Origin of the sequence: Acidovorax sp. LjRoot129 (assembly GCF_964253765.1) — a bacterium.
In the GTDB taxonomy this organism is placed as follows: Bacteria; Pseudomonadota; Gammaproteobacteria; order Burkholderiales; family Burkholderiaceae_C; genus Acidovorax.
On sequence record NZ_CAXUSE020000001.1, the window covers coordinates 3,730,804 to 3,755,414 of the forward strand.

Consider the following 24,611-nt stretch of genomic DNA (forward strand, 5'->3'; position numbering starts at 1 on the left):
TCTGAACGAGGCCCTGCCACCATGCCCCTGCCCCCCGCACCCAGCCGGCGCGCCGCGCTCCTCGCCCCCGAGGCCTACGATGTGGCCGCCCGCCCCGGCAAAGCCGCCGCATCGGTGGCCATGGCCGAACCAGTCAATGAGGTGGCGCCCATCCGCGCCACCACGAGCCGCAAAGCAGCCGCCATCGAACGTGCGCCGCTGCAGGTGGTGGCCAGCGCCACATCTTCGGCGCCAGAGCGTGCCAGCACCGCCACCCGCGCTCGCGCAGAGCCCGCAGCAGCGCCGGCCGCACGCAGCACAGGCCGCAAGACGCCAGCACGCTCGTCGGTCACTGCCACCGTAGCACCAGCCCCCGCAGTTGCGGCGCCATCGTCGGCCAGCCGCACCAAGCGCAGCCGGCCACAGGGCCCGAGCAAGCTTTTTGTGCTGGACACCAACGTCCTGCTGCACGACCCCACCAGCCTGTTCCGCTTTGAAGAGCACGACATCTTCCTGCCGATGATCGTGCTGGAAGAGCTGGACGGCCACAAGAAGGGCATGACCGAAGTCGCCCGCAATGGCCGCCAGACCAGCCGCACGCTGGATGCGCTTGCCGGTGTGCAGGGTGCCGACATTGCCAAGGGCCTCAAGCTCGATTCCACCGGCCAGCGCGCCGCCGGTGGGTGCCTGTACTTCCAGACGGCGCCGCTCGACTACAGCCTGCCCACCAGCCTGCCTCCGGGCAAGGCCGACAACCAGATCCTGGGTGTGGTCGAGGCCCTGCGCAAGGAGCACGCGCCGCGCGAAGTGGTGCTGGTGTCCAAGGACATCAACATGCGCGTCAAGGCGCGCGCGCTGGGCCTGAACGCCGAGGACTACCAAAACGACAAGACGCTGGAAGACGGCGACCTGCTCTACGCCGGCGTACTGGCCCTGCCCCCGGATTTCTGGGCCAAGAGCGGCAAGAATGTGGAGAGCTGGCAGAACGGCGCACACACGTACTACCGCATCGGCGGCCCCATCGTGCCGCAGCTGATGATCAATCAGTTCGTGTACTTTGAAGCGCCCGGCGAGCCCAGCCTGTTTGCCCGCGTGAGCGAAATCCGCGAGAAGACCGCGGTGCTGCAGACGCTCAAGGACTACGGCTCGGCCAAGCACGCGGTGTGGGGCGTGACCACGCGCAACCGCGAGCAGAACTACGCCATGAACCTGCTCATGGACCCCGACATCGACTTTGTGACCTTGACCGGCACCGCCGGCACCGGCAAGACCCTGCTGGCGCTGGCCGCGGGCCTGACGCAGGTGCTGGACGACCGCCGCTACACCGAGATCATCATGACCCGCGCCACGGTGAGCGTGGGCGAGGACATCGGCTTCTTGCCCGGTACCGAAGAAGAGAAGATGGGCCCCTGGATGGGCGCCCTGGACGACAACCTCGAATTTTTGGCCAAGGGCGATGGCGGCAATGCCGGCGAATGGGGCCGGGCGGCTACCAACGAGCTGATCAGGAGCCGCATCAAGATCAAGAGCATGAACTTCATGCGCGGGCGCACCTTCCTGAACAAGTACGTGATCATCGACGAAGCGCAAAACCTGACGCCCAAGCAGATGAAGACGCTGATCACCCGCGCCGGCCCTGGCACCAAGATCATCTGCATGGGCAATCTGGCACAGATCGACACGCCCTACCTCACCGAAGGCTCATCCGGCCTGACCTACGCGGTGGACCGCTTCAAGGGCTGGCCGCACAGCGGGCACATCACCCTGGCGCGCGGCGAGCGTTCACGGTTGGCGGACTTCGCGAGCGAAGTGCTCTAGCGCTCTGGCGCAGGGCGGCGCGACCCGTCCTGACGCATCTTGCAAGCCCGGTTGTCTGCTTCGGCAGCCACCGGGCTTTGCTATAAATATAATAGCTTCCAGCGCTTATCCATCAAGCGCTGCCGGCTATTTTTACTAGTAATCGTCGCCCGAACCCATCGCCAGGTTCTCGAAACGGGTCTGGTTCTTCTGGAAGAACAGCTTCACGGTGCCGGTGGGGCCGTTACGCTGCTTGCCGATGATGATCTCGGCCACGTTGGGCTCCTTGGAGTCCTTGTTGTAGTAGTCGTCGCGGTAGATGAACATGATGATGTCGGCATCCTGCTCGATGGCGCCGGACTCGCGCAGGTCGGACATCATGGGGCGCTTGTCGGTCCGCTGCTCAACCGAGCGGTTGAGCTGGGAGAGCGCGATGACCGGGCACTGCAGCTCCTTGGCCAGCATCTTGAGGCCCCGGGAGATTTCCCCGAGTTCGGTCGCCCGGTTGTCAGAGCTCGACGAGCCCGAGCCGCTCATCAGCTGCAGGTAATCCACCACGATCAGGCCGAGCTTGCCGCACTGGCGCGCCAGGCGCCGGGCATTGGCGCGCAGCTCGCCGGGCGTGAGGCCCGGGGATTCGTCGATGTGCAGCGACACCGTGCGCAGCTTCTCGATGGCTTCCGTCAGGCGCGGCCATTCATCGTCGGTAAGCTTGCCGGTGCGCAGATTGCCCTGGTTCACCCGGCCAATGGAGCCCACGATACGCACCGCCAGTTGGGCCGCGCCCATTTCCATCGAGAAGATGGCGACCGGCAGCCCTTCGTTGAGGGCGACGTGCTCGGCAATGTTCACCGCAAAGGATGTCTTGCCCATCGACGGACGCGCCGCGAGCACCACCATGTCGCCCGCCTGCAGGCCGCTGGTCATGCGGTCGAGATCGGCAAAGCCTGTGGGCACGCCGGTCACATCCACCGGGTTGTCGGCCATTTCCTGGACCCGGTCGAGCAGCTCGATCACCAGCGTGTCCAGCGACTGGAAGCCTTGTTTGGTGCGCGAGCCCTCCTCGCCGATCGCAAAAATCTTGGCCTCGGCCTCGTCCAGGATGCGCTCTACCGTCTTGCCCTGGGGATTGAAAGCGTTGGTAGAGATTTCATCGCTGGCCGTCACCAGCTTACGCAGGATGGCACGCTCACGCACGATCTCGGCATAGCGCCGGATGTTGCTCGCGCTGGGCACGTACTGCGCCAGGTTGTTGAGGTAAGCAAGGCCACCCATCTCCTGCGCGTTGCCCTGGTTCTGAAGGTGCTCGAACACCGTGATCACGTCGGCCGGCTTGCTGGCGTTGACCAGCGCACCGATGGCCGTGTAGATCATTTGGTGCTCATGGCGGTAGAAGTGGCTCTCTACCAGCAGATCGCCCACCCGGTCCCAGGCATTGTTGTCCAGCAGCAGCCCCCCCAGCACGCTCGATTCGGCTTCGATGGAGTGTGGCGGCACGCGCAGCTGCGCCACTTCCCGGTCGGGCGGCGGCGCGGGGGGCACGTAGCTACTTTCCTCGAGGGGCGGGAACACTGCGGACATGACGGTACTCCGGACAAAGGCTGAACGCAGGTCCCCGTTTCGCGTTGCGCGCACGGGGATAAGCCTGTGGGTAACTCGTGGACTGCCCGTGGGCAACCCTGTACAAAAATCGGTGACCCAAAGACAAAAGCCGCCCGGGGGCGGCTTCTGCACAGGTCACTGGGTGACGATCAGGCGGTTTCGCCGTAGACCGACACGTTGACTTCCACCACCACGTCGGTGTGCAGAGCCACGCTCACAGCGGTTTCGCTCACGACCTTGATAGGGCCGTTGGGCAGGCGGACTTGCGACTTCGCAACCTTGTAGCCTTGCTTGTTCAGCTCTTCGGCGATGTCGTGGTTGGTCACAGAACCAAACAGACGGCCGTCCACGCCAGCCTTTTGCGTCAGCTTGACGGTGGTGCCGGCCAGCTTTTCGCCTTGGGCTTGGGCTTCAGCCAGCTTGGCAGCTGCTGCCTTTTCGAGTTCAGCGCGCTTGGCTTCGAACTCAGCCTTGGCCGATTCGGTGGCGCGGCGTGCGCGGCCCGAAGGGATCAGGAAGTTGCGAGCGTAGCCGTCCTTGACCTTGACGATTTCACCCAGGTTGCCGAGGTTCACAACCTTGTCGAGCAGAATGATTTGCATGGGTTGTGCTCCTTAGATCTTGTGCTGGTCGCTGTAAGGCACCAGGGCCAGGAAGCGCGCGCGCTTGATGGCGGTGTTCAGCTGACGCTGGAAGATGGCGCGCGTGCCGGTCAGGCGTGCGGGGATGATCTTGCCGTTTTCGGCGATGAAATCGCGCAGCGTGTCGACATCCTTGTAGTCGATTTCTTCAACACCGGTCACCGTGAAGCGGCAAAAGCGCTTGCGCTTGAACAGCAGGGACTGGGTGTTGCGCTTTGGGCGCTTGTCTTTGTTGAACTTCTTGAACGTGGCCATTGCGGACCCCTTGCAAATTAATTTTGTTGAATATCCTGGATGTGCAGCACTGCGGTCTTGCCATTGCGCGGGGTGGCTAGAAATCCACTGAAAGTCCAGAGACTTCCGATGTTCTGCCTTGCCAGACGCTCAGCCATCGCACCAAATGCAACGGCTTTCATGGCGGCCTTGACTTCACGGGGGTTGCCTGCTTCGGTTTGCTGGGACTCGTGTTCGAGTCGCAGCGTGAGGGCAGGCAGTCCGGCGGGCGTGTAGCGCAGGGCTTCAGCCTCTGCGATACAAGCGGTCAAGACAACGCGGTTCTCCACTCCAACGGGCTGGATCAGCGCTCGGCGCGCTCTGGACGTTCCTGGCGCTCGGCGCGATCAGGACGCTCGCCGCGCTCACCGCCAGCAGCTGCGTATTCAGCTTGGCTGGCCTTGCGGGCTTCTTCGCGCTCGACGGTCTTCATCATCGAAGAGGGACCTGCATCGGCCTTCTTCTTTTGAACCGTCAGGTGGCGCAGCACGGCGTCGTTGAACTTGAAGGCGTGCTCCAGTTCAGCCATCACAGCTTGGTCGGCTTCGATGTTCACGCACAGGTAGTGGGCCTTGGCCAGCTTGTTGATCAGGTACGCCAGTTGACGGCGGCCCCAGTCTTCCACACGGTGCACCTTGCCACCGCCAGCGGTGATCATGCCCTTGTAGCGCTCCAGCATGGCTGGAACTTGTTCGCTTTGATCCGGATGGATCAACAAAATGATTTCGTAATGACGCATGCATACTCCTTTTGGGTAAGACCACCTGCTGCGTCTAGAAGCAGTGTGGCAAGGCAAAGCCGGCGATTATAGCCCGCTCGCAACCACTTGTACACTCTGGGCGTTTTCACGAGCGATCAGACCCGCGCCTGGCCGACGGAACCTGGGCCGCTCGGGCACCGCGCCCTTGTAAATCTGCTGTTCGGCGCGACATGCAATACAGCAAAACGCGTCGGGCGAGGGCTTTGTGCCTCATGCCCCTTCGCCAGACCTTGAAATGCCCGGGCATGTCCCCAAATCCCGCGCGGACTCACTGTTTATCCACCTTCAGACCCAAACATGTCAGACACCAGCCAACCCATCCCCCCCCAGAGCGCCCCCGCCCCCGAAGAAGTTGAAGCTGCCATGGCTGCCCACGCCTCCGACGAGCTGGCACGGCTGCAGGGCGAGTTGGCCGAGCTCAAGGCCAAAAGCGCCGAACTGGCCGACCAGTTCCTGCGCGCCAAGGCCGAGGCCGAAAACGCCCGCCGCCGTGCCGAAGACGAAGTGTCCAAGGCCCGCAAGTTCGGCATCGAAAGTTTTGCCGAGAGCCTGCTGCCCGTGGCCGACAGCCTGGATGCCGCCCTCGGCATCAAGGAAGCCACGCCCCAGCAGCTGCGCGAGGGCGCCGACGCCACCCTGCGCCAGCTGACTTCGGCGCTGGAGCGCAACAAGGTGCTGGCCATCAACCCCGAGGCGGGTGCTAAGTTCGATCCGCACCAGCACCAGGCCATCAGCGTTGTCCCGGCAGAGCAAGAAGCCAACACCGTGGTCGCAGTGCTGCAAAAAGGCTATGTGATTGCGGACCGCGTCCTGCGTCCGGCCCTAGTCACCGTGGCCGCGCCCAAATAAAAAAGCCAGCCCGACGACTTGAACCGCCACCGGTTATCCACAAGTTACTAGCCATCCAAACCATTCCAGCATCAGGAGAAAAAAATCATGGGAAGAATCATCGGCATTGACCTCGGCACCACCAACAGCTGCGTGTCCATCATGGAAGGCAACACGACGCGCGTGATCGAGAACAGCGAAGGCGCCCGCACCACGCCTTCGATCGTGGCTTACCAGGAAGACGGCGAAATCCTCGTCGGCGCCTCGGCCAAGCGCCAGGCCGTGACGAACCCCAAGAACACGCTCTACGCTGTCAAGCGCCTGATCGGCCGCAAGTTCACCGAAAAAGAAGTACAGAAGGACATCGACCTGATGCCCTACAAGATCGTGGCCGCTGACAATGGCGACGCCTGGATCGAAGTGCGCGGCAACAAGCTGTCGGCCCAGCAGGTGTCTGCCGACATCCTGCGCAAGATGAAGAAGACGGCCGAAGACTACCTGGGCGAGCCCGTGACGGAAGCCGTCATCACCGTGCCTGCGTACTTCAACGACGCCCAGCGCCAGGCCACCAAGGACGCCGGCCGCATTGCAGGCCTGGACGTCAAGCGCATCATCAACGAGCCTACCGCGGCTGCCCTGGCCTTTGGCCTCGACAAGCAGGAAAAGGGCGACCGCAAGATCGCCGTGTATGACCTGGGTGGCGGCACGTTCGACGTGTCCATCATCGAAATCGCGGACGTGGACGGCGAAAAGCAGTTCGAAGTGCTGTCGACCAATGGCGACACCTTCCTGGGCGGCGAAGACTTCGACCAGCGCATCATCGATTTCATCATTGAAGAGTTCAAGAAGGAATCGGGCGTCAACCTCAAGAACGACGTTCTGGCCCTGCAGCGCCTGAAGGAAGCGGCCGAGAAGGCCAAGATCGAGCTGTCGAACTCGGCCTCGACCGACATCAACCTGCCTTACGTGACCGCCGATGCATCGGGTCCGAAGCACTTGAACATCAAGCTGACCCGCTCCAAGCTGGAGCAACTGGTGGAAGAGCTGATCGAGCGCACCATCGCTCCTTGCCGCATGGCGATCAAGGACGCTGGCGTGTCGGTGTCCGACATCCATGACGTGATCCTGGTCGGCGGCATGACCCGCATGCCCAAGGTGCAAGAGAAGGTCAAGGAATTCTTCGGCAAGGAACCCCGCAAGGACGTGAACCCCGACGAAGCCGTGGCCGTAGGCGCTGCGATCCAGGGCCAGGTGCTATCGGGCGACCGCAAGGACGTGCTGCTGCTGGACGTGACACCGCTGTCTCTGGGTATTGAAACCCTGGGTGGCGTCATGACCAAGATGATCCAGAAGAACACGACCATCCCGACCAAGTTTGCGCAGACCTACTCGACGGCCGACGACAACCAGCCTGCCGTGACCATCAAGGTCTACCAGGGCGAGCGTGAAATGGCATCGGGCAACAAGCTCTTGGGCGAGTTCAACCTGGAAGGCATTCCACCGGCAGCGCGCGGTGTCCCGCAGATCGAAGTCTCGTTCGACATCGATGCCAACGGCATCCTGCACGTGGGCGCCAAGGACAAGGGCACGGGCAAGGAAAACAAGATCACCATCAAGGCCAACTCCGGTCTGTCGGAAGAAGAAATTCAGCAAATGGTGAAAGACGCCGAGCTGAACGCTGCCGACGACAAGAAGAAGCTCGAATTGGTGCAAGCCCGCAACCAGGGCGAAGCCGCTGTGCACAGCGTGAACAAGAGCCTGGCCGAACACGGCGACAAGCTCGACGCCGGCGAGAAGGAAGCGATCACCACTGCAGTGAAGGCTCTGGAAGAAGTCCTGAAGGGCGAAGACAAGGCCGCGATCGACGAGAAGACGACCGCGCTGATGTCCGCCAGCCAGAAGCTGGGCGAAAAGATGTACGCCGACTCCCAAGCGGCACAGGCCGCCCAGGCTGCCGGTGGTGCTGATGCAGGTGCTTCGGCCTCCGCATCTTCGGCCAAGCCAGCCGACGACGACAACGTCGTCGATGCCGAAGTCAAGGAAGTCAAGAAGGGCTGATCCGCCCCCGTTGACCCCAGCCGCCGCGCGGTGCCGTTGACGGTGCCTGCGCGGCGTTACTGTTCCAACCGGGCTCAGAAAGACCATGTCCAAAAGAGACTTTTACGAAATCCTGGGTGTTCCCAAAAACGCCTCGGACGAAGAGATCAAGAAGGCCTATCGCAAGCTGGCGATGAAGCACCACCCTGACCGCAATCAGGGTGACGCGGCCAAGCCTGCCGAGGAGAAATTCAAGGAGGCCAAAGAGGCCTACGAGATGCTCTCCGACCCGCAAAAGCGGGCGGCTTACGACCAGTATGGCCACGCCGGGGTCGACCCCAACATGCGCGGCCCCGGTGGGCCAGGCGCAGAAGGTTTTGGCGGATTTGCCGAAGCGTTTGGCGACATCTTTGGCGACATGTTCGGCCAACAGGGCGGACGTGGGCGGGGTGCAGGCGGCCGACAGGTCTACCGCGGCAACGACCTCAGCTACGCGATGGAGGTCACACTCGAGGAAGCCGCACGCGGCAAGGACGCCCAGATCCGCATCCCGTCGTGGGAGAGCTGCGACACCTGCCACGGCAGCGGCGCCAAACCTGGTACCAGCGCCAAGACCTGCGGAACCTGCCAGGGCGCAGGCACCGTGCAGATGCGCCAGGGCTTCTTCAGTGTTCAGCAGACCTGCCCGCACTGCCGCGGCACGGGCAAGATCATTCCTGAGCCTTGCACCACCTGCCACGGCCAGGGCAAGCTCAAGAAGCAAAAGACGCTGGAAGTGAAGATCCCTGCGGGCATCGACGACGGCATGCGCATCCGCAGCACCGGCAACGGTGAGCCGGGCACCAATGGCGGGCCGCCGGGTGACCTGTACATCGAGATCCGCCTGAAGAAACACGACATCTTCGAGCGGGATGGCGACGATCTGCACTGCCAGGTGCCGGTGAGCTTCATCACAGCCGCGCTCGGCGGCGAGATCGAGGTGCCGACGCTGCAAGGCAAGGCCGCCATCGACATCCCCGAAGGCACCCAGGCCGGCAAGCAGTTCCGCCTGCGCGGCAAGGGCGTCAAGGGCGTGCGCGCCAGCTACCCCGGCGATCTGTATTGCCACATTGCAGTAGAGACACCCGTCAAGCTGACCGAGCACCAGCGCAAGCTGCTGCGCGAGCTGGAAGAGTCGCTCAAGAAAGGTGGCGGACGCCACTCGCCCAGCGGCGAGAGCTGGACGGACCGCTTGAAGAACTTCTTCAGCTGATCTGACCTGCATTCAGAGTCAGTTCCTCGCAAAAAAACCGCACGGCGCCATGAAGCCCGTGCGGTTTTTTCTTGCCTGCTTGCCGCAAGAAGGCCGCACCCGCGATGGACGACATCGCGGTACGCGATGACGACGAGGGTCCTTTTATAGGAAAATATGGCAACGCCTTCTCCAAACGAGAAGTACAGCCCCCACATTCGATGAAAAGCTCCGAGCGCAGTTTTGCGCGCCGCATTGACCTCACCTCGCTGCAGTTGTTTGTGGCGGTGTGCGAGCTCGGCAGCATCGGCCGCGCGGCGGAGCGGGAGTTCATCGCCGCGTCGGCCGTCAGCAAGCGCCTGTCGGACCTGGAAACCGCGGTGGACACCGCCCTGCTCTACCGCCATAGCCGCGGCGTGACGTTGACGCCCGCGGGCGAGAGCCTGCTGCACCACGCGCGCACGGTGCTTTTTGGCCTGGAGCGCATGCAGGGCGAGCTCAGTGAATACGCCGACGGCGTGCGCGGGCATGTGCGCATGCACGCCAACATCTCGGCCATCTTCCAGTTTCTGCCCGAAGACTTGGGCGCCTTTGCGCGCGAGCACAGTCAGATCAAGATCGACCTGCAGGAGCACCTCTCCAGCGACGTGCTGCATGCAGTGCAGGAAGGCGCTGCCGACCTGGGTATCTGCAACGTCGGCATGGCCAGTGGCAACGGCACACTGGATTTACAAAGCCGCCCCTACCGCGCCGACAATTTGGTGTTGGTTGTGCCGCTAGCGCATGATCTGTCTGGATACTCTGCTATCAATTTTGATGAATTGCTGGATTGGGACATCGTCGGCCTGCACGCCAACAGCAGCATCAGCCTGGCCATGCGCGCGGCTGCGGCCGCAGCAGGCCGCCCCTTGCGCCAGCGCATCCAGGTCACCGGGCTTGACGCCATGTGCCGCATGATCGACAACGGTCTGGGTGTAGGCCTGCTGCCCGACCGGGCATTTGAGCTGATGCGCGGCGTGGGCCGCCTGGTGGCCATCCCCCTCACCGATGCCTGGGCCCGCCGCGAACTGCGCGTGGTGGCCCGCGACTTCGACGCTCTGCCCGTAACAGCGCGCCTGCTGGCCGAGCACCTGGCGCCCCGCACCCCAGCCGCCGACGCGGCCGAGCCCCAGCCCTAAAATCACCCACCCCCCGAAAGAAAGCACGCCATGGGACGCACCCTGTACGACAAGATCTGGGACGAGCACGTCGTCCACACCGAAGAGGACGGCACCTCCGTCCTGTACATCGACCGCCATCTGGTGCACGAAGTCACCAGCCCGCAGGCGTTCGAGGGCCTGCGCGAGGCGGGGCGCAAGGTCTGGCGCATGAGCTCCATCGTGGGCACGGCCGACCACAACACGCCCACCACCGGCTGGGAAAACGGCTACGACGGCATCACCGACCCGATCAGCAAGGAACAGATCACCACGCTGAACGACAACATGGCGACCATCTCGCCGGCCGCGTTTTTCCCCTTCATGCACAAGCGCCAGGGCATCGTGCACGTGATCGGCCCTGAAAACGGCGCCACCCTGCCGGGCATGACGGTCGTGTGCGGCGACAGCCACACCAGCACCCACGGTGCTTTCGGCGCGCTGGCCCACGGCATCGGCACCAGCGAGGTCGAGCACGTGATGGCCACGCAGACGCTGCTGGCCAAGAAGGCCAAGAACATGCTGGTGCAGGTGGACGGCACCCTGCCCAAGGGTGTGACCGCCAAGGACATCGTACTGGCCATCATCGGCAAGATCGGCACGGCCGGCGGCACCGGCTACACCATCGAGTTCGCGGGCTCCGCCATCCGCAGCCTGAGCATGGAAGGCCGCATGACCGTGTGCAACATGGCCATCGAAGGCGGCGCGCGCGCGGGCCTGGTCGCCGTGGATGACAAGACCATCGACTACGTGAAGGGCCGCCCCCTGTCGCCCACCGGTGTGGAATGGGACCACGCCGTGGCGTACTGGAAGACGCTGCACTCCGATGCTGACGCGCAGTTCGACACCGTGGTCAAGCTCGATGCTGCCGAGATCCAGCCGCAGGTCACCTGGGGCACCTCGCCCGAGATGGTGCTGGGCATCGACGCCCGCGTGCCCGATCCGGACAAGGAAAAGGACGCCAACAAGCGCGGCGCCATCGAACGCGCTTTGACCTATATGGGCCTTGCACCCGGCAAGGCCATCAACGACATCACTATCGACAAGGTGTTCATCGGCTCGTGCACCAACAGCCGCATCGAAGACATGCGCGAAGCCGCCGCCGTGGTGAAGAACCTGGGCCGCAAAGTGGCCAGTAACGTGAAGCTGGCCATGGTGGTGCCCGGCTCCGGCCTGGTCAAGGAACAGGCCGAGCGCGAAGGCCTCGACCAGATCTTCAAGGCCGCGGGCTTCGAGTGGCGCGAGCCCGGCTGCTCGATGTGCCTGGCCATGAACGCCGACCGCCTGGAGCCCGGCGAGCGCTGCGCATCCACCAGCAACCGCAACTTCGAAGGGCGCCAAGGCGCCGGCGGCCGCACGCACCTGGTGAGCCCGGCGATGGCCGCCGCCGCTGCGGTGCATGGCCACTTCGTGGATGTGCGCCAGTTCGTGTGAGCGGATTGCTGCCCGGCACCACCATCCATTTCATTGATCAATCACTGTCCGTTGACCTCTCCACTGCCTGAAGGAGCCTTGCCATGAAAAAGACCGCCGCATTTGTCGCCCTCTCGCTGGCCTTCCTGCTGGCCGGCTGCAACACCGTCAAGGGTGTGGGCCAGGATGTTCAACGGGCCGGTGGCGCGCTTGAGCGCGCTGCCAACAAGTAAGTAGGTAAGCACCACACCATGCAGAAATTCACCGTGCATAAGGGGCTAGTTGCCCCGATGGACCGCGAGAACGTCGATACCGACGCAATCATCCCCAAGCAGTTCCTGAAGTCGATCAAGAAGACCGGCTTTGGCCCCAACCTGTTTGACGAGTGGCGCTACCTGGACAAGGGCGAGCCCGGCATCCCCGAGTCAGCGCGCAAGCCCAACCCCGACTTCGTGCTGAACCAGCCGCGCTACAAAGGCGCCAGCGTGCTGATCGCGCGCAAGAACTTCGGCTGCGGCTCGAGCCGCGAGCACGCGCCCTGGGCGCTCGACCAGTTCGGCTTTCGCGCCGTGATCGCACCGAGCTTTGCTGACATCTTCTTCAACAACTGCTTCAAGAACGGCCTGTTGCCCATCGTGTTGCCCGAGGCCACTGTGGCCCAGCTGTTCGATGAAGTGGCGGCCTTCCCCGGCTACCAGCTCACCATCGACCTGGAACGCCAGGTCGTCGTGCGGCCCCAGGGCGAAGAGATCCCGTTCGACGTGATCGCCTTTCGCAAGTACTGCCTGCTCAACGGTTTTGACGACATCGGCCTGACCCTGCTCAAGTCCGACAAGATCAAGGCGTTCGAGGCCGAGCGACTGGCCGCCAAGCCCTGGCTAGCCCACACGATGGTGTCGTGAGCCGCAGACCGCCTCATTTTTAAGTCAAAATGGCCCCCAGCGCTTGATACATAAGCGCTTGCAGCTATCAATATAGAAGCAAACTCAATGAAAATCGCAGTTCTGCCGGGTGACGGCATTGGCACCGAAATCGTCTCTGAAGCCGTCAAGGTTCTGGAAGCCCTGGAACTCCCGTTCGAGATGGAATCCGCCCTGGTAGGCGGCGTGGCGTATGACGCCCACGGCCATCCACTGCCCGAGTCCACACTCAAGCTCGCCAAGGAATCCGACGCCATCCTGTTTGGCGCCGTGGGCGACTGGAAATACGACAAGCTCGACCGCCCCCTGCGCCCCGAACAAGCCATCCTGGGTCTGCGCAAGAACCTGGGCCTGTTCGCCAACTTCCGCCCCGCCATCTGCTACGAGCAACTGGTGGGCGCATCGAGCCTCAAGCCCGAGCTGATCGCGGGCCTCGACATCCTCATCATCCGCGAGCTGACCGGCGACATCTACTTCGGCCAGCCGCGCGGCCGCCGTGTGGCCACCGACGGCCACTTCCCCGGCGCCGAGGAAGCCTTCGACACCATGCGCTACAGCCGCCCCGAGATCGAGCGCATCGCCCACGTCGCCTTCCAGGCCGCCCGCAAGCGGAGCAAGAAAGTCACCAGCGTGGACAAGGCCAACGTGCTGGAAACCTTCCAGTTCTGGAAGGACGTGGTCACCGACGTGCACAAGGAATACCCCGACGTCGAACTGCAGCACATGTATGTGGACAACGCGGCCATGCAACTCGTGAAGGCGCCCAAGGCGTTTGACGTGGTGGTAACCGGCAACATGTTTGGCGACATCCTGTCCGACGAGGCCTCGATGCTGACCGGCTCCATCGGCATGCTGCCCTCGGCCAGCCTGAACAGTAGCAACCAGGGCCTGTACGAACCCAGCCACGGCAGCGCGCCCGACATCGCCGGGAAGGGCGTGGCCAATCCGCTGGCCACCATCCTTTCGGCCGCGATGATGCTGCGCTTCAGCCTGAACCAGGAAGCCGCCGCCCAGCGCATCGAAGCCGCTGTGCAAAAGGTGCTGGCCCAGGGCCTGCGCACGCCTGATATCTACAGTGAAGGCACCACCAAGGTGGGCACGGCGCAGATGGGGGATGCCGTGGTCAAGGCGCTGGCCGCCTGAACCCAACCGCTTAGCGGTCACGAAAAAGCGCCGGTCTTCTGGCGCTTTTTTCGTTTTCGAGTCCACGTACCGCCTACAGCCAGGCGTTGTCGATGAACTCCATGATGGAGTAGCACCGGTTCTCCAGTGGCCGCTTGCGCACGGCCGCCACGATATGAGCCACACCCGACGCATACGGTGCATCACCATAGACGCGGGTTTCCAGCTTCACGCTGCAAGGGCCGTCCTCCATCAGCACCTGGTGGTACGCGTGGCGGGCAAGATCCTCTTGGGGGATCTGCAGCGCGCCCCGTTGAACCTCCGGGTCGCGCACGGACTGGATATCGCCAGGCGCGACCCCCAATGCCTGAGCCATGCTGACGGCTGTGCCCGGCACTGAGGACTTCTGCGCCTGGTGGGATTCGGTGAGCCCAATGCGGTAGCCGCGAAACAGATGCCCGCTGCGCTCCAGCATGGCCATGAACTTGAGCATCAGAAGGTTGGTGTTGGGACACAGGACGACCGGAAAACCTAGGGCGGTATTTTCCAGCGCTGACCCAGTGGACAGTTCCACCAGCGGAGAGTGCGTCGATTGGCAAAACGCGCTGACGGCTTGGAGCTCGCGGCCCGAACCTGCATGCACCACGACAGATTTTTCTGTGCGCTGCCCCTTGACCGCCCATGGCACCACCTCGCTGTCACCCTCGGAAGGCAGCGCACCCAGAAGCTCTTTGGCCAGCTTGCCTGACCCCACTACGATGACTTGCATGACTACTTTCGAAGCACCACAAAAAAAGCGATGGCAGGACTGTAGTGCGGCCCAGGCCACGAAAAGCGCCCCACACGCAGTCGTTGGCTCTTTTGATGCCCGCCGTCCGGCTGCCATCAACGCAGTAGTGCCCGCTAAACAACGGCGGACGAGCCAGAACCCGCATCCGCTACAATCCGCGTCTATGTTTGCCGCCCGCCCGTTCACCTTGAACACCGCAACTGCCGCCCTGGCAGGCGTGGCTGTGCGCGCAATCACCACCAAAACCACGACCATTAAGGGCTGACTCAGCCTGGTTCGTCGTGCGCCCCTCCTGGCCAGACGAGCCAGGCGAGCAGTCCCGGTCGGGCACTGTTTCTTACACTGAAAAGGGGCGTTGAAATGAGCAAGTTGGTAGGGTTGGTCGGCTGGCGTGGCATGGTCGGCTCGGTCCTGATGGACCGCATGCAGCAAGAGAAGGACTTCGATCTGATCGAGCCTGTGTTCTTCTCCACCTCGAACGCAGGCGGCAAGGCCCCTGCGCAGGCCAAGAACGAGACTGCACTGCAGGACGCGTTCAACATCGAGGCTCTGAAGCGCTGCGAAATCATCATTACTGCCCAGGGCGGCGACTACACCAACGAGGTGTACCCCAAGCTGCGCGCGGCTGGCTGGAACGGCCACTGGATCGACGCCGCCTCCTCCCTGCGCATGGAAAAGAACGCGGTCATCGTGCTTGACCCGGTCAACATGCCCGTCATCAAGAACGCCCTGGCCAACGGCGGCAAGGACTGGATCGGCGGCAACTGCACCGTGAGCTGCATGCTGATGGGCGTGGGCGCGCTGTACAAGGCCGGCCTCGTCGAATGGATGAGCACCCAGACGTACCAAGCGGCATCGGGCGGCGGCGCCCAGCACATGCGCGAGTTGCTCACGCAATACGGCACGCTGAACGCTGAAGTGCGTTCGCTGCTGGACGACCCGAAGAGCGCCATCCTGGAAATCGACCGCAAGGTCATCGCCAAGCAGCGTGCCTTGACCGGCGCCGAAACCGCCAACTTCGGCGTTCCCCTGGGCGGCAGCCTGATCCCCTGGATCGATAAGGACCTGGGCAACGGGATGTCCAAGGAAGAATGGAAGGGCATGGCCGAGACCAACAAGATTCTCGGCCAGGGCGAAGGCTTCGACTCTGCTGCCGTGCCTGTGGACGGTTTCTGCGTGCGCGTGGGTGCCATGCGCTGCCACAGCCAGGCGCTGACCTTCAAGCTCAAGAAGGACGTGCCCCTGGCTGACATTGAAGCCATGATCGCTAGCGACAACGAGTGGGCAAAGGTCGTCCCGAACACCCGCGAAGCCACCATCAAGGACCTGACGCCTGTGGCAGTGACCGGCACCATGACCATCCCGGTGGGCCGGATCCGCAAGTTGGCCATGGGCCCGGAATATGTGGGCGCCTTCACCATCGGCGACCAGCTTCTGTGGGGTGCCGCCGAGCCCCTGCGCCGCATGCTCCGCATCCTGCTCGACGCCTGATCGACCCCCTCCAAAAGCGCGCACGGCACCCGCTGTGTGCGCTTTTTTGCGCCTGGACATCTCGATACACTCGGTTACGCCGCGTTGGCAATTGGCAACATTCACGCGCCCCAAGTTGGGGCACAAACCGCCCCGCCAAAGCTTCGGCGGCACCTCAGCTTGTCAGTGCAAAACATTGATGCTATGGTGCTTTTTACATATTTTCACGCGCCGGGGCGGGACCTGACCATGACAAAAAAAGCACCGCTCGTCCGAGCCGCAAAAAATCCTCATCAGTTGTTGGCAAACATGCATCGTTGGAAATTCTCTGTTCTGGCGGCTGCGGCCGTGGCGTCGGCTGGCTTTTATGCCCCTGACGCATCGGCTCTGGCGCTGGGCCGCATCACTGTGCAGTCTGCCTTGGGCGAACCCCTTCGCGCCGAAATCGAACTGCCCCAGATCACCCCCGCAGAAGCCGATTCGCTGCGCACCACGACGGCTTCTCCCGATGTATTCCGTGCCCAGGGCATGGAGTACACGCCGACGATGAACAACTTGCAGATCCAGCTGCAACGCCGCCCCGACGGCACCGCGGTATTGCGCCTGAGCAGCGACCGCCCGGTGAATGACCCCTTCCTAGATCTGGTGCTGGACGCCAACTGGGGCTCGGGCCGGATCGTGCGCAGCTACACCATGCTGTTCGACCCGCCAGCGCTGCGCCGCACGGCCCCCAGCGTGACGGCATCGCCCCAGATTTCTGCCCCGGCCGCGCAATCCGCCCCGGCAGTGCGGCCCCCCGTTACGCCGCGCACGAGCGAACCCGCCACGGCCGCCGCGCCGCCAGCGCCCCGCCCTGCACCCGCCCCACGCAGTGCGCCCGCTGATGGTGTCACCGTGCAGTCTGGCGATACCGCCGGCCGCCTGGCCAATGCCTACCGCCCCGCCGGTGTGTCGCTCGACCAGATGCTGGTCGCGATGATGCGCGCCAACCCGGATGCGTTCATCCAAGGCAACGTCAACCGCCTGCGGGCTGGCGCTGTATTGCAGATGCCGAGCGAGAGCGCCGCGCAAGCCACGCCCGCACCCGAAGCACGCCAGATCCTTGCAGCACAGTCTCGCGACTTCAACGAATTCCGCCGCAAGCTGGCTGGCGCCGCGCCTTCCGCTGCTGTCGCCGCGGCCGAGCGCTCTGCGTCCGGCTCGGTGCAGACACGCGTCGAGGACAAGAAACCAGCCACCGCTGCACCCGACAAGCTCACGCTGTCCAAAGGTTCGGTGAAGGGCCAAAAAGCAGCCGAAGACCAAGTCGCCAAGGACAAGCAAGCCAGCGAGGCCGCAACCCGCATGGCCGAGCTGTCCAAGAACATCACGGACCTGAACAAGATAGGTGCTGCCTCGGCACCGGCCGGCAGCAGCGCATCGCCCGCTCCAGCCCCCGCTGCTGCGGCCAGCGCTGCCGCCACGGTGGCAGTGCAAGCGCCCGCGGTGCCCGCCACGCCCACAGCCCCAGCCGCGCCCGAAACACCCGCTTCGGCCGCTGCGCCAGCCTCCCCCGCCAGCGCTCCTGATGCCGTGGCGACCTCTGCCGAAGCAGCATCTGACGCCGCCTCGGCACCTGCTTCGGCCCCCACCCCGGCCCCGGTTCCGGTCCCCGTGCCCGCCGCGCCAGCCCCCGCTGAAGAACCCAGCTTCCTTTCCGGGCTCATGGACGACCCCCTCCTGCCGCTGGCCGGTGGCGGCCTGTTGGCCCTGCTGCTGGGCTATGGTGCGTACCGCGTCGTGCAGCGCCGTCGCCAGAACGCTGGCGTGGACAGCTCCTTCCTGGAAAGCCGTATTCAGCCAGACTCGTTCTTCGGTGCCAGCGGCGGCCAGCGCGTCGACACGGCCAACAGCGAGATGACCACCGGTTCGTCCATGGCCTACTCGCCCAGCCAGCTTGATGCCGGCGGCGATGTGGACCCCGTGGCCGAAGCCGACGTGTACCTGGCCTATGGGCGCGACCTGCAGGCCGAAGAAATCCTCAAGGAAGCCATCCGCCACAACCCGGCCCGCGTGTCGGTGCATGTGAAGCTGGGTGAAATCTACGCCAAGCGCCAGGACCGCAAGGCCCTGGAAGCGGTGGCAGGCGACGTGTTCAAGCTCACCCAAGGCGAAGGCCCCGATTGGAACCGCATTGCAGAACTCGGCCGCGACCTGGACCCCGACAACCGCCTGTACCAGCCAGGTGGCCGGCCGGGCATGGCAGAAGATGAGTCGCCATCGCTGCCTCCAGGCGGATTCGCCAGCACGTTCTCAGGTGCGGGCGCTGGCACGGCCGCCACTGCGGCACTGCCTCCGGATCTCGACCTGGACCTCGACCTCGATCTGCCCGACGATGCATTGACCGACGCGCCTTCCCTCGCGCCGGCAGCACCTGGCGGTTTCGCGGCGGCAGCCGCCGCTGCTGCCGCCGGAAACGCGCGCAATTCGTACGACGCTGATGAGCCATCGACGCTGCGGCCTGGCCTGGACCTGCCCGAGCTCCCTTCGGCCAGTGCGCCTGCATGGAACGCCCCCGATGCGACCCCCAGCCCGATGACTCCGCCCCCCGTGGCGAATCTGGACTTCCCACGCACCGACGACCTGACAATGGCGCCTTCCGGCCCCGTTCCTCTGTCCGCCGATGCGAAGGACTCCGGCCCCATGGAGTTTGACCTGGGCGACCTGTCGCTGGATTTGAACGCGCCATCCACACCCATGGCTGCACCAGCGCCCAAGGCCGTGCCAGCCACTGCGCCGATGGATGATTTTTCTGCCGCGCAAGACGACCCGCTGGCCACCAAGCTGGCGCTGGCCGAAGAGTTCAACGCCATCGGCGATACCGATGGCGCCCGGACGCTGATCGAGGAAGTGGTTGCTGAATCGAGCGGTGCCCTCAAGACCCGCGCCCAGCGCATGCTGGCCGAACTGGGTTGATGCGCCGCGCCCTGCGGGCCGCACCTTACCTAGAACCCCGGGCCGCCCCATGACGCGGTTGGCCCTGGGTGTCAGCTACAACGGTCAGGCCTACAGCGGCTGGCAAAGCCAGCTGTCTGGCAACACCATTCAAGACAAACTCGAAGCGGCCCTGGGCCGCTTTGCTACGCATCGGGTCAGTACCTTGTGCGCTGGCCGGACCGATGCCGGAGTCCACGGGCTGATGCAGGTGGTGCACTTCGACACCCCGTTGGACCGCCCCGCCTCTTCCTGGGTGCGTGGGACCAATACGTTCCTCCCATCCGACATTGCGGTGCAGTGGGCGCAGCCTGTGCCGGATGAATTCCACGCCCGCGGGAGCGCGGTGGCGCGGCGGTACGCCTATGTGCTGCTCCAGTCGCCCGTGCGCCCGAGCGTCGATGCGGGTCGGGTCGGATGGGTGTTCCATCCGCTGGACCACAACGCCATGCGCCAGGCCGCAGACCATTTGCTCGGAGAGCACGACTTCACCTCTTTTCGCGCGTCGGCGTGCCAGGCCAAGTCGCCCGTCAAGACGCTGCAGCGCATCGGCATCTCGTGCCGGGGCCAGAGCGTGCCCCACCCTGAATTGGGCTGGAGCCCCTGCTATTGGCGCTTCGAGTTCGAAGCCAACGCCTTTTTGCACCACATGATCCGCAACATCATGGGCTGCCTGATTGCCATCGGCCAGGGCAAGGAGTCGCCCGACTGGATGGAAAAGGTGCTCGCCACGAGGTCGCGTGATGCTGCCGCGCCAACGTTCTCGCCCGACGGCTTGTATTTTCTGGGCCCCGTCTACGAAGCCGCCTGGGGTCTGCCCGAGCGCACGGCTGCGTATGATTGGCTGCCATGAGACCACCCGCTGCGACACCCTCCCTCCCGCTGCCCAGCACCCGCACCCGCATCAAGATCTGTGGGTTGACCCGGGAACAGGACATCGATGCCGCAGTGGCTGCGGGCGCCGATGCCGTCGGATTTGTGCTGTACGGCCCCAGCCCGCGTGCGGTGACCCCGGCACGCGCAGCACAGTTGGCGCGCCGGCTGCCACCCTTCGTGACGCCCGTCCTGTTGTTCGTCAATGAGGATGCTACAAATGTGATAGCAGCTAGCGCTTTGATAGCGGGCGCTACCATCCAATTCCACGGTGATGAATCGCCGGAGGATTGTTTGGCAGCCACCGGCCGGGGCGCGCGGCCCTACCTGCGGGCCGCACGGATTCCCCTCGGCGATGGTGCGGCACAGTTTGACCTCGTAAAATACGCCCACGATTACTCTCACGCCCAAGCCATCCTGCTCGACGCCCACGTCGACGGTTATGGTGGCAGCGGCAAGGCATTCAATTGGTCACTCCTTCCACCAAGCGTCAGCTCTCACCTCGTTTTGTCTGGTGGACTCACGCCTGCAAACGTGACCGATGGCATTTTGCAAGTCCGCCCGCGTTGTCACACGCTGGCGGTTGATGTCAGCTCCGGCGTCGAGGCCGATGGCCCCGACGGCAAACCCGTCAAGGGCATCAAGGACGCCGGAAAAATCCAAAGGTTCATCGCCGCCGTGCGCGCGGCCGATGCCCAACTTGCAAAGAACCCTCATGAATTCCTATCAGCAACCTGATCCCTCAGGCCACTTCGGCTCTTACGGCGGCAGCTTCGTCAGTGAAACACTCACCCACGCCATCCAGGAACTCCGCGAGGCCTACGCCCGCTACCAGAACGACCCCGAGTTCCTCGCTGAATTCGAGTACGAACTCAAGCACTTCGTGGGCCGACCCTCACCGGTCTACCACGCAGCCCGCACCAGCCGCGAGCTGGGCGGTGCGCAGATCTACCTCAAGCGCGAAGACCTCAACCACACCGGCGCCCACAAGATCAACAACGTGATCGGCCAGGCCATGCTCGCCAAGCGCATGGGCAAGCCACGCATCATTGCCGAGACAGGCGCCGGTCAGCATGGCGTGGCCACGGCCACCATCTGCGCGCGCTACGGCCTTGAATGCGTGGTCTACATGGGCAGTGAAGACGTCAAGCGCCAAAGCCCCAACGTCTTTCGCATGAAGCTGCTGGGCGCCACTGTCGTGCCGGTCGAGTCGGGCAGCAAGACCCTCAAGGACGCCCTCAACGAAGCCATGCGCGACTGGGTCGCGAATGTGGACAACACGTTCTACATCATCGGCACCGTGGCAGGCCCGCACCCCTACCCGATGATGGTGCGCGACTTCCAGAGCGTGATCGGCAAGGAGGCTATCGAGCAGATGCCCTCCATGCTGGCCGACCAGAAGATCGCGGCCGAGCAGCCCGATGTGGTGATTGCCTGCGTGGGCGGCGGCAGCAACGCCATGGGCATCTTCCACCCCTACATTCCGTTTGAGTCCACGCGCCTGATTGGCGTGGAGGCGGCCGGCGAAGGTCTCGACAGCGGCAAGCATTCGGCATCGCTGCAGCGCGGAAGCTCCGGCGTGCTGCATGGCAACCGCACCTTCATCCTGCAAGACGTCAACGGACAGATCACCGAGACCCACAGCATCAGCGCCGGCCTGGACTACCCCGGCGTGGGCCCAGAGCACGCCTGGTTGCAAGAGATCGGTCGTGCCGAATACGTGGGCATCACCGACAAGGAAGCGCTATCGGCCTTCCACCACCTGTGCCGCACCGAAGGCATCATCCCGGCGCTCGAATCCAGCCATGCGTTCGCCTATGCCCTGAAGCTCGCGCCGACCCTGCGGCCCGACCAATCCATCCTGGTCAACCTCTCGGGCCGGGGCGACAAGGACATCGGCACCGTGGCCGACCTGTCGGGCGAAGATTTCTACGACCGCCCCTCCATGCGCGGCCTGTCCGTCAAAGGTGCCGCGGGAGACACCAAGCCATGAGCCGCATCCAGACCACTTTTGAACAGCTGAAAACCCAGGGCCGCAAGGCGCTGATCCCTTATGTCACCGCAGGCTTCCCGTTTGCCGACATCACGCCCGCCCTCATGCACGGCATGGTGGAGGCCGGTGCCGACGTGATCGAACTGGGCGTGCCCTTCTCGGACCCCATGGCCGACGGCCCCGTCATCCAGAAGGCCGGCGAAAAGGCACTCGGCCTGGGGGTGGGCATGGTGCAGGTGCTCGACCATGTGCGCGAGTTTCGCAAGCGCAACAGCACGACGCCCGTGGTGCTGATGGGCTACGCCAACCCGGTGGAGCGCTATGACCAGGTGCACGGCGAGGGCGCGTTTGTGCGCGACGCTGCCGAAGCCGGGGTCGACGGCGTGCTCATCGTGGATTACCCGCCCGAAGAATGCGAGGCCTTTGCCGCGAGCCTCCAGGCCAACGGCATGGACCTGATCTTCCTGCTGGCCCCCACCAGTACCGACGAGCGCATGGCCCAGGTGGCGCGCGTGGCCAGCGGCTATGTGTACTACGTGTCACTCAAGGGCGTGACCGGATCCGGCGCGCTCGACACCTCGGCCGTAGAGCAGATGCTGCCCCGCATTCGCCAGCATGTGACGATACCGGTGGGTGTGGGCTTTGGCATCCGCGATGCGGCCACGGCCCAGGCCATTGGCAAGGTGGCGGACGCGGTGGTTATCGGCAGCCGCATCATCCAGCTGATCGAAGACCAGGAGCACGCCAAGGTGGTCCCGCTCACGATCGACTTTCTACGGGGCATCCGCAAGGCTTTGGACGCGTAAAATCAGGGCTCATCCCCCTGAGCGGCTTTGCCGCTTCCCCCTTCTCTCGTACTCCGCGCGGGAAGGGGGACGCTCCCAGCGCGGCGGGGCGGCCCTTGCGCGGGAGCCCTGGTCTTCAGGACCGCGCCAGTTTCAAGGCCGTGCCGCCAATGGCCCATTCACACAGAGGAAAACCATGTCCTGGCTCGAAAAACTTCTGCCCTCCAAGATCCAGCAAACGGACCCGACCGAGCGCCGCCAGGTGCCCGAAGGCCTGTGGATCAAGTGCCCGAGCTGCGAAACGGTGCTCTACAAGTCCGACCTGGAACAAAACCAGAATGTCTGCCCCCACTGCAGCCACCACCACCGCATCGGCGCCCGCGCACGGCTGAACTCGTTCCTGGACGCCGAGGGCCGCTATGAAATCGGCCAGGAAGTGCTGCCGGTAGACGCCCTCAAGTTCAAAGACAGCCGCAAGTACCCCGAGCGCCTGAAAGAAGCGCTCGAGAACACCGGCGAAACCGACGCCCTCATCGTCATCGGTGGCGCGGTCCAGAGCATCAACGTGGTGGTCGCCTGTTTCGAGTTCGACTTCATGGGCGGCTCGATGGGTTCCGTGGTCGGCGAGCGCTTCGTGCGCGGCGTCGAAACCGCCATTGAACAGAAAGTGCCCTTCATCTGCTTTACCGCCACCGGCGGCGCGCGCATGCAGGAAGGCCTGCTGTCCCTGATGCAAATGGCCAAGACCAATGCAGCACTGACCCGCCTGGCCAAGAAGGGCCTGCCCTACATCAGCGTGCTGACCGACCCGACCATGGGCGGCGTGAGCGCCGGCTTTGCGTTTGTGGGCGACATCGTGATTGCCGAGCCCAAGGCGCTGATCGGCTTTGCCGGCCCGCGCGTGATCGAGTCCACCGTGCGCGTGACCCTGCCAGAAGGTTTTCAGCGCGCCGAGTTCCTGCAGACCAAAGGCGCCGTGGACTTCATCTGCGACCGCCGCGAGCTGCGCAACACGGTGGCCAGCAGCCTGGCCATGCTGCAGCGCTTGCCAGCTGACGCGGTGATGTGAGCACGGCCTGACCGCGGAAACGGAGTGATCCGCTGCGCTACCCAGCGCAGCGGATCACTATTATTTTGATAGCATTAAACACTTTATAGATAAGCGCTAGGGGCATTTTTTATGCCTATTTTTGCGATCAGCGCAGCACGCTGGCCTGCAGATGGCCCAGCACGATCATCGCCACCTGCAGCATCACCAGCGCGGCCAAGGGTGAGAGGTCGATGCCCCCCACCAGCGGGATGATCCGCCGAAGCGGCCGCAGGACCGGTTCGCACAGCCGGGCAATGACATCCGAGAGCGGCGAACGCGCTTGCACCCAGGACATCACGGCATACACAATCAACAGCCCGATCAGCCCGGACACCGCCACCCGGGCCAGCCCGAAGAGTGCCAGCCAGGGCAGCCAGGCCCACGCAGATGCGGCCCCCAGCAGCAAGGTTAGCAAAAGGTACTGCACCAGCTGCAACAGCACTGCGGCCACCAGGCTCGACACATCCCAGCGCCCCACGGGTGGAATCATCTTGCGCAGCGGCAGGATCAGCCAGTCCGTGAGCGCAAAGACCAGCCCGCCCACGGGATTTGCAAACGGCACCCGCTGCCACTGCATGTACAGCCGCAACAGGCACGCCCCCGTGAGCAAGCCACCAACAACGTCGAGCAGGAATGAGGCGATTTGGTAGAGCATGGATGAGACAAAAACGAGGGCCACGCTGAAAGCAGCGCCGTGCCATGGGATGATAGCGGCGGCGGGTGTCGCCCCTACAGCCCCAAGGCCCAATGGCACGGGGTCGCGCGTGGCACCAGCGCCGTCCGCGCTTGCGCCGTGCCGGGCCGGCAACCCCTTGGGCTCGACTTGACGAACGTAGGT

The 24,611-nt window shown here is 64.0% G+C and carries 24 protein-coding genes; 17 read left to right on the forward strand and 7 right to left on the reverse strand.

Going from position 1 to position 24,611, the window contains the following annotated elements:
• Positions 1–21 precede the first annotated feature (21 nt).
• Positions 22–1,797 (forward strand): PhoH family protein, encoded by a 1,776-nt coding sequence (locus ACSQ3Q_RS17065; protein ID WP_436135528.1) that lies wholly within the window; start codon positions 22–24, stop codon positions 1,795–1,797.
• A 135-nt stretch (positions 1,798–1,932) separates the two neighbouring features.
• Here ACSQ3Q_RS17065 and dnaB read toward each other — a convergent pair whose 3' ends face one another.
• The 5 genes from dnaB to rpsF form a co-directional block, all read right to left on the reverse strand.
• The gene (gene dnaB, locus ACSQ3Q_RS17070; protein ID WP_436135529.1) at positions 1,933–3,357 is read right to left on the reverse strand and encodes a replicative DNA helicase; all 1,425 of its coding nucleotides are present in this window, start codon (positions 3,355–3,357) and stop codon (positions 1,933–1,935) included.
• 170 nt (positions 3,358–3,527) lie between these two features.
• Complete coding sequence (gene rplI / locus ACSQ3Q_RS17075) at positions 3,528–3,980, reverse strand: 50S ribosomal protein L9 (RefSeq protein ID WP_436135530.1); 453 nt, start codon at positions 3,978–3,980, stop codon at positions 3,528–3,530.
• A 12-nt stretch (positions 3,981–3,992) separates the two neighbouring features.
• On the reverse strand, positions 3,993–4,274 hold the full coding sequence (gene rpsR, locus ACSQ3Q_RS17080) for a 30S ribosomal protein S18 (RefSeq protein WP_005795932.1): 282 nt from the start codon (positions 4,272–4,274) through the stop codon (positions 3,993–3,995).
• Positions 4,275–4,291: 17 nt separating this feature from the next.
• On the reverse strand, positions 4,292–4,582 hold the full coding sequence (gene priB, locus ACSQ3Q_RS17085; RefSeq protein ID WP_436135531.1) for a primosomal replication protein N: 291 nt from the start codon (positions 4,580–4,582) through the stop codon (positions 4,292–4,294).
• Between the two features lie 14 nt (positions 4,583–4,596).
• The gene (gene rpsF, locus ACSQ3Q_RS17090; RefSeq protein WP_409785448.1) at positions 4,597–5,031 is read right to left on the reverse strand and encodes a 30S ribosomal protein S6; all 435 of its coding nucleotides are present in this window, start codon (positions 5,029–5,031) and stop codon (positions 4,597–4,599) included.
• A gap of 318 nt (positions 5,032–5,349) precedes the next feature.
• Between rpsF and grpE the strand changes: the two genes are divergently transcribed.
• The 8 genes from grpE (at position 5,350) to leuB (ending at position 13,820) form a co-directional block, all read left to right on the forward strand.
• Positions 5,350–5,901 carry a nucleotide exchange factor GrpE gene (gene grpE, locus ACSQ3Q_RS17095; protein WP_436135532.1) on the forward strand — a complete coding sequence of 184 codons (552 nt, stop codon included), beginning with the start codon at positions 5,350–5,352 and terminating at the stop codon, positions 5,899–5,901.
• Between the two features lie 87 nt (positions 5,902–5,988).
• On the forward strand, positions 5,989–7,938 hold the full coding sequence (gene dnaK / locus ACSQ3Q_RS17100; protein WP_436135533.1) for a molecular chaperone DnaK: 1,950 nt from the start codon (positions 5,989–5,991) through the stop codon (positions 7,936–7,938).
• 85 nt (positions 7,939–8,023) lie between these two features.
• Positions 8,024–9,169, forward strand: coding sequence for a molecular chaperone DnaJ (gene dnaJ, locus ACSQ3Q_RS17105; RefSeq protein ID WP_436135534.1), 1,146 nt, complete (start codon positions 8,024–8,026; stop codon positions 9,167–9,169).
• A gap of 200 nt (positions 9,170–9,369) precedes the next feature.
• Entirely contained in the window at positions 9,370–10,326 is a 957-nt protein-coding gene (locus ACSQ3Q_RS17110) for a LysR family transcriptional regulator (RefSeq protein WP_436137021.1), read from the forward strand.
• A 30-nt stretch (positions 10,327–10,356) separates the two neighbouring features.
• The gene (gene leuC, locus ACSQ3Q_RS17115) at positions 10,357–11,778 is read left to right on the forward strand and encodes a 3-isopropylmalate dehydratase large subunit (protein WP_436135535.1); all 1,422 of its coding nucleotides are present in this window, start codon (positions 10,357–10,359) and stop codon (positions 11,776–11,778) included.
• An 83-nt stretch (positions 11,779–11,861) separates the two neighbouring features.
• Positions 11,862–11,990 (forward strand): entericidin A/B family lipoprotein, encoded by a 129-nt coding sequence (locus ACSQ3Q_RS17120; protein ID WP_436135536.1) that lies wholly within the window; start codon positions 11,862–11,864, stop codon positions 11,988–11,990.
• Positions 11,991–12,008: 18 nt separating this feature from the next.
• Entirely contained in the window at positions 12,009–12,659 is a 651-nt protein-coding gene (gene leuD / locus ACSQ3Q_RS17125) for a 3-isopropylmalate dehydratase small subunit (RefSeq protein ID WP_436135537.1), read from the forward strand.
• A gap of 87 nt (positions 12,660–12,746) precedes the next feature.
• Positions 12,747–13,820 (forward strand): 3-isopropylmalate dehydrogenase, encoded by a 1,074-nt coding sequence (gene leuB / locus ACSQ3Q_RS17130; protein ID WP_436135538.1) that lies wholly within the window; start codon positions 12,747–12,749, stop codon positions 13,818–13,820.
• 73 nt (positions 13,821–13,893) lie between these two features.
• On the opposite strand, the gene ACSQ3Q_RS17135 is transcribed toward leuB, so the two are convergent.
• Positions 13,894–14,568: a dihydrodipicolinate reductase gene (locus ACSQ3Q_RS17135; protein ID WP_436135539.1), complete on the reverse strand. Its 675-nt coding sequence runs from the start codon at positions 14,566–14,568 to the stop codon at positions 13,894–13,896.
• On the opposite strand from ACSQ3Q_RS17135, the gene ACSQ3Q_RS17140 reads away from it, so the two are divergent.
• The 8 genes from ACSQ3Q_RS17140 to accD all read left to right on the forward strand — a co-directional run bounded on the left by ACSQ3Q_RS17140 (position 14,567) and on the right by accD (position 23,752).
• Positions 14,567–14,854: a hypothetical protein gene (locus tag ACSQ3Q_RS17140; RefSeq protein WP_436135540.1), complete on the forward strand. Its 288-nt coding sequence runs from the start codon at positions 14,567–14,569 to the stop codon at positions 14,852–14,854. The two genes, ACSQ3Q_RS17135 and ACSQ3Q_RS17140, sit on opposite strands and share 2 nt — an antisense overlap.
• Positions 14,855–14,949: 95 nt before the next feature.
• Positions 14,950–16,080: an aspartate-semialdehyde dehydrogenase gene (gene asd / locus ACSQ3Q_RS17145; protein ID WP_436135541.1), complete on the forward strand. Its 1,131-nt coding sequence runs from the start codon at positions 14,950–14,952 to the stop codon at positions 16,078–16,080.
• 288 nt (positions 16,081–16,368) lie between these two features.
• Entirely contained in the window at positions 16,369–19,014 is a 2,646-nt protein-coding gene (locus ACSQ3Q_RS17150) for a FimV/HubP family polar landmark protein (protein ID WP_436135542.1), read from the forward strand.
• Positions 19,015–19,063: 49 nt separating this feature from the next.
• A complete protein-coding gene (gene truA / locus ACSQ3Q_RS17155) occupies positions 19,064–19,885 on the forward strand; it encodes a tRNA pseudouridine(38-40) synthase TruA (RefSeq protein WP_436135543.1) in 822 nt (273 codons plus the stop codon).
• Positions 19,882–20,643 (forward strand): phosphoribosylanthranilate isomerase, encoded by a 762-nt coding sequence (locus tag ACSQ3Q_RS17160; protein WP_436135544.1) that lies wholly within the window; start codon positions 19,882–19,884, stop codon positions 20,641–20,643. The genes truA and ACSQ3Q_RS17160 overlap by 4 nt, the downstream gene beginning before the upstream one ends.
• Positions 20,621–21,898, forward strand: coding sequence for a tryptophan synthase subunit beta (trpB, locus tag ACSQ3Q_RS17165; RefSeq protein ID WP_436135545.1), 1,278 nt, complete (start codon positions 20,621–20,623; stop codon positions 21,896–21,898). Before ACSQ3Q_RS17160 ends, trpB begins: the two co-directional genes overlap by 23 nt.
• A complete protein-coding gene (trpA, locus tag ACSQ3Q_RS17170; protein ID WP_436135546.1) occupies positions 21,895–22,704 on the forward strand; it encodes a tryptophan synthase subunit alpha in 810 nt (269 codons plus the stop codon). Before trpB ends, trpA begins: the two co-directional genes overlap by 4 nt.
• A 175-nt stretch (positions 22,705–22,879) precedes the next feature.
• On the forward strand, positions 22,880–23,752 hold the full coding sequence (accD, locus tag ACSQ3Q_RS17175) for an acetyl-CoA carboxylase, carboxyltransferase subunit beta (protein WP_436135547.1): 873 nt from the start codon (positions 22,880–22,882) through the stop codon (positions 23,750–23,752).
• Between the two features lie 127 nt (positions 23,753–23,879).
• Here the strand turns inward: accD and ACSQ3Q_RS17180 are convergent, their stop codons facing one another.
• Positions 23,880–24,428, reverse strand: a complete 549-nt coding sequence (locus tag ACSQ3Q_RS17180; protein WP_436135548.1) for a YggT family protein — start codon at positions 24,426–24,428, stop codon at positions 23,880–23,882.
• Between the last annotated feature and the right edge of the window lie 183 nt (positions 24,429–24,611).

Bases quoted from the DNA above. Each gene is read 5' to 3' on its own strand.
- ACSQ3Q_RS17120 (WP_436135536.1), top strand. From the start codon at position 11,862: ATGAAAAAGACCGCCGCATTTGTCGCCCTCTCGCTGGCCTTCCTGCTG.
- dnaB (WP_436135529.1), bottom strand. From the start codon at position 3,357: ATGTCCGCAGTGTTCCCGCCCCTCGAGGAAAGTAGCTACGTGCCCCCC.
- ACSQ3Q_RS17140 (WP_436135540.1), top strand. From the start codon at position 14,567: ATGACTACTTTCGAAGCACCACAAAAAAAGCGATGGCAGGACTGTAGT.
- ACSQ3Q_RS17110 (WP_436137021.1), top strand. From the start codon at position 9,370: ATGAAAAGCTCCGAGCGCAGTTTTGCGCGCCGCATTGACCTCACCTCG.
- ACSQ3Q_RS17065 (WP_436135528.1), top strand. From the start codon at position 22: ATGCCCCTGCCCCCCGCACCCAGCCGGCGCGCCGCGCTCCTCGCCCCC.
- rpsR (WP_005795932.1), bottom strand. From the start codon at position 4,274: ATGGCCACGTTCAAGAAGTTCAACAAAGACAAGCGCCCAAAGCGCAAC.
- accD (WP_436135547.1), top strand. From the start codon at position 22,880: ATGTCCTGGCTCGAAAAACTTCTGCCCTCCAAGATCCAGCAAACGGAC.
- leuC (WP_436135535.1), top strand. From the start codon at position 10,357: ATGGGACGCACCCTGTACGACAAGATCTGGGACGAGCACGTCGTCCAC.
- rplI (WP_436135530.1), bottom strand. From the start codon at position 3,980: ATGCAAATCATTCTGCTCGACAAGGTTGTGAACCTCGGCAACCTGGGT.
- truA (WP_436135543.1), top strand. From the start codon at position 19,064: ATGACGCGGTTGGCCCTGGGTGTCAGCTACAACGGTCAGGCCTACAGC.
- leuB (WP_436135538.1), top strand. From the start codon at position 12,747: ATGAAAATCGCAGTTCTGCCGGGTGACGGCATTGGCACCGAAATCGTC.
- trpA (WP_436135546.1), top strand. From the start codon at position 21,895: ATGAGCCGCATCCAGACCACTTTTGAACAGCTGAAAACCCAGGGCCGC.
- trpB (WP_436135545.1), top strand. From the start codon at position 20,621: ATGAATTCCTATCAGCAACCTGATCCCTCAGGCCACTTCGGCTCTTAC.
- rpsF (WP_409785448.1), bottom strand. From the start codon at position 5,031: ATGCGTCATTACGAAATCATTTTGTTGATCCATCCGGATCAAAGCGAA.
- dnaJ (WP_436135534.1), top strand. From the start codon at position 8,024: ATGTCCAAAAGAGACTTTTACGAAATCCTGGGTGTTCCCAAAAACGCC.
- leuD (WP_436135537.1), top strand. From the start codon at position 12,009: ATGCAGAAATTCACCGTGCATAAGGGGCTAGTTGCCCCGATGGACCGC.
- dnaK (WP_436135533.1), top strand. From the start codon at position 5,989: ATGGGAAGAATCATCGGCATTGACCTCGGCACCACCAACAGCTGCGTG.
- ACSQ3Q_RS17180 (WP_436135548.1), bottom strand. From the start codon at position 24,428: ATGCTCTACCAAATCGCCTCATTCCTGCTCGACGTTGTTGGTGGCTTG.
- ACSQ3Q_RS17135 (WP_436135539.1), bottom strand. From the start codon at position 14,568: ATGCAAGTCATCGTAGTGGGGTCAGGCAAGCTGGCCAAAGAGCTTCTG.
- grpE (WP_436135532.1), top strand. From the start codon at position 5,350: ATGTCAGACACCAGCCAACCCATCCCCCCCCAGAGCGCCCCCGCCCCC.
- ACSQ3Q_RS17150 (WP_436135542.1), top strand. From the start codon at position 16,369: ATGCATCGTTGGAAATTCTCTGTTCTGGCGGCTGCGGCCGTGGCGTCG.
- asd (WP_436135541.1), top strand. From the start codon at position 14,950: ATGAGCAAGTTGGTAGGGTTGGTCGGCTGGCGTGGCATGGTCGGCTCG.
- ACSQ3Q_RS17160 (WP_436135544.1), top strand. From the start codon at position 19,882: ATGAGACCACCCGCTGCGACACCCTCCCTCCCGCTGCCCAGCACCCGC.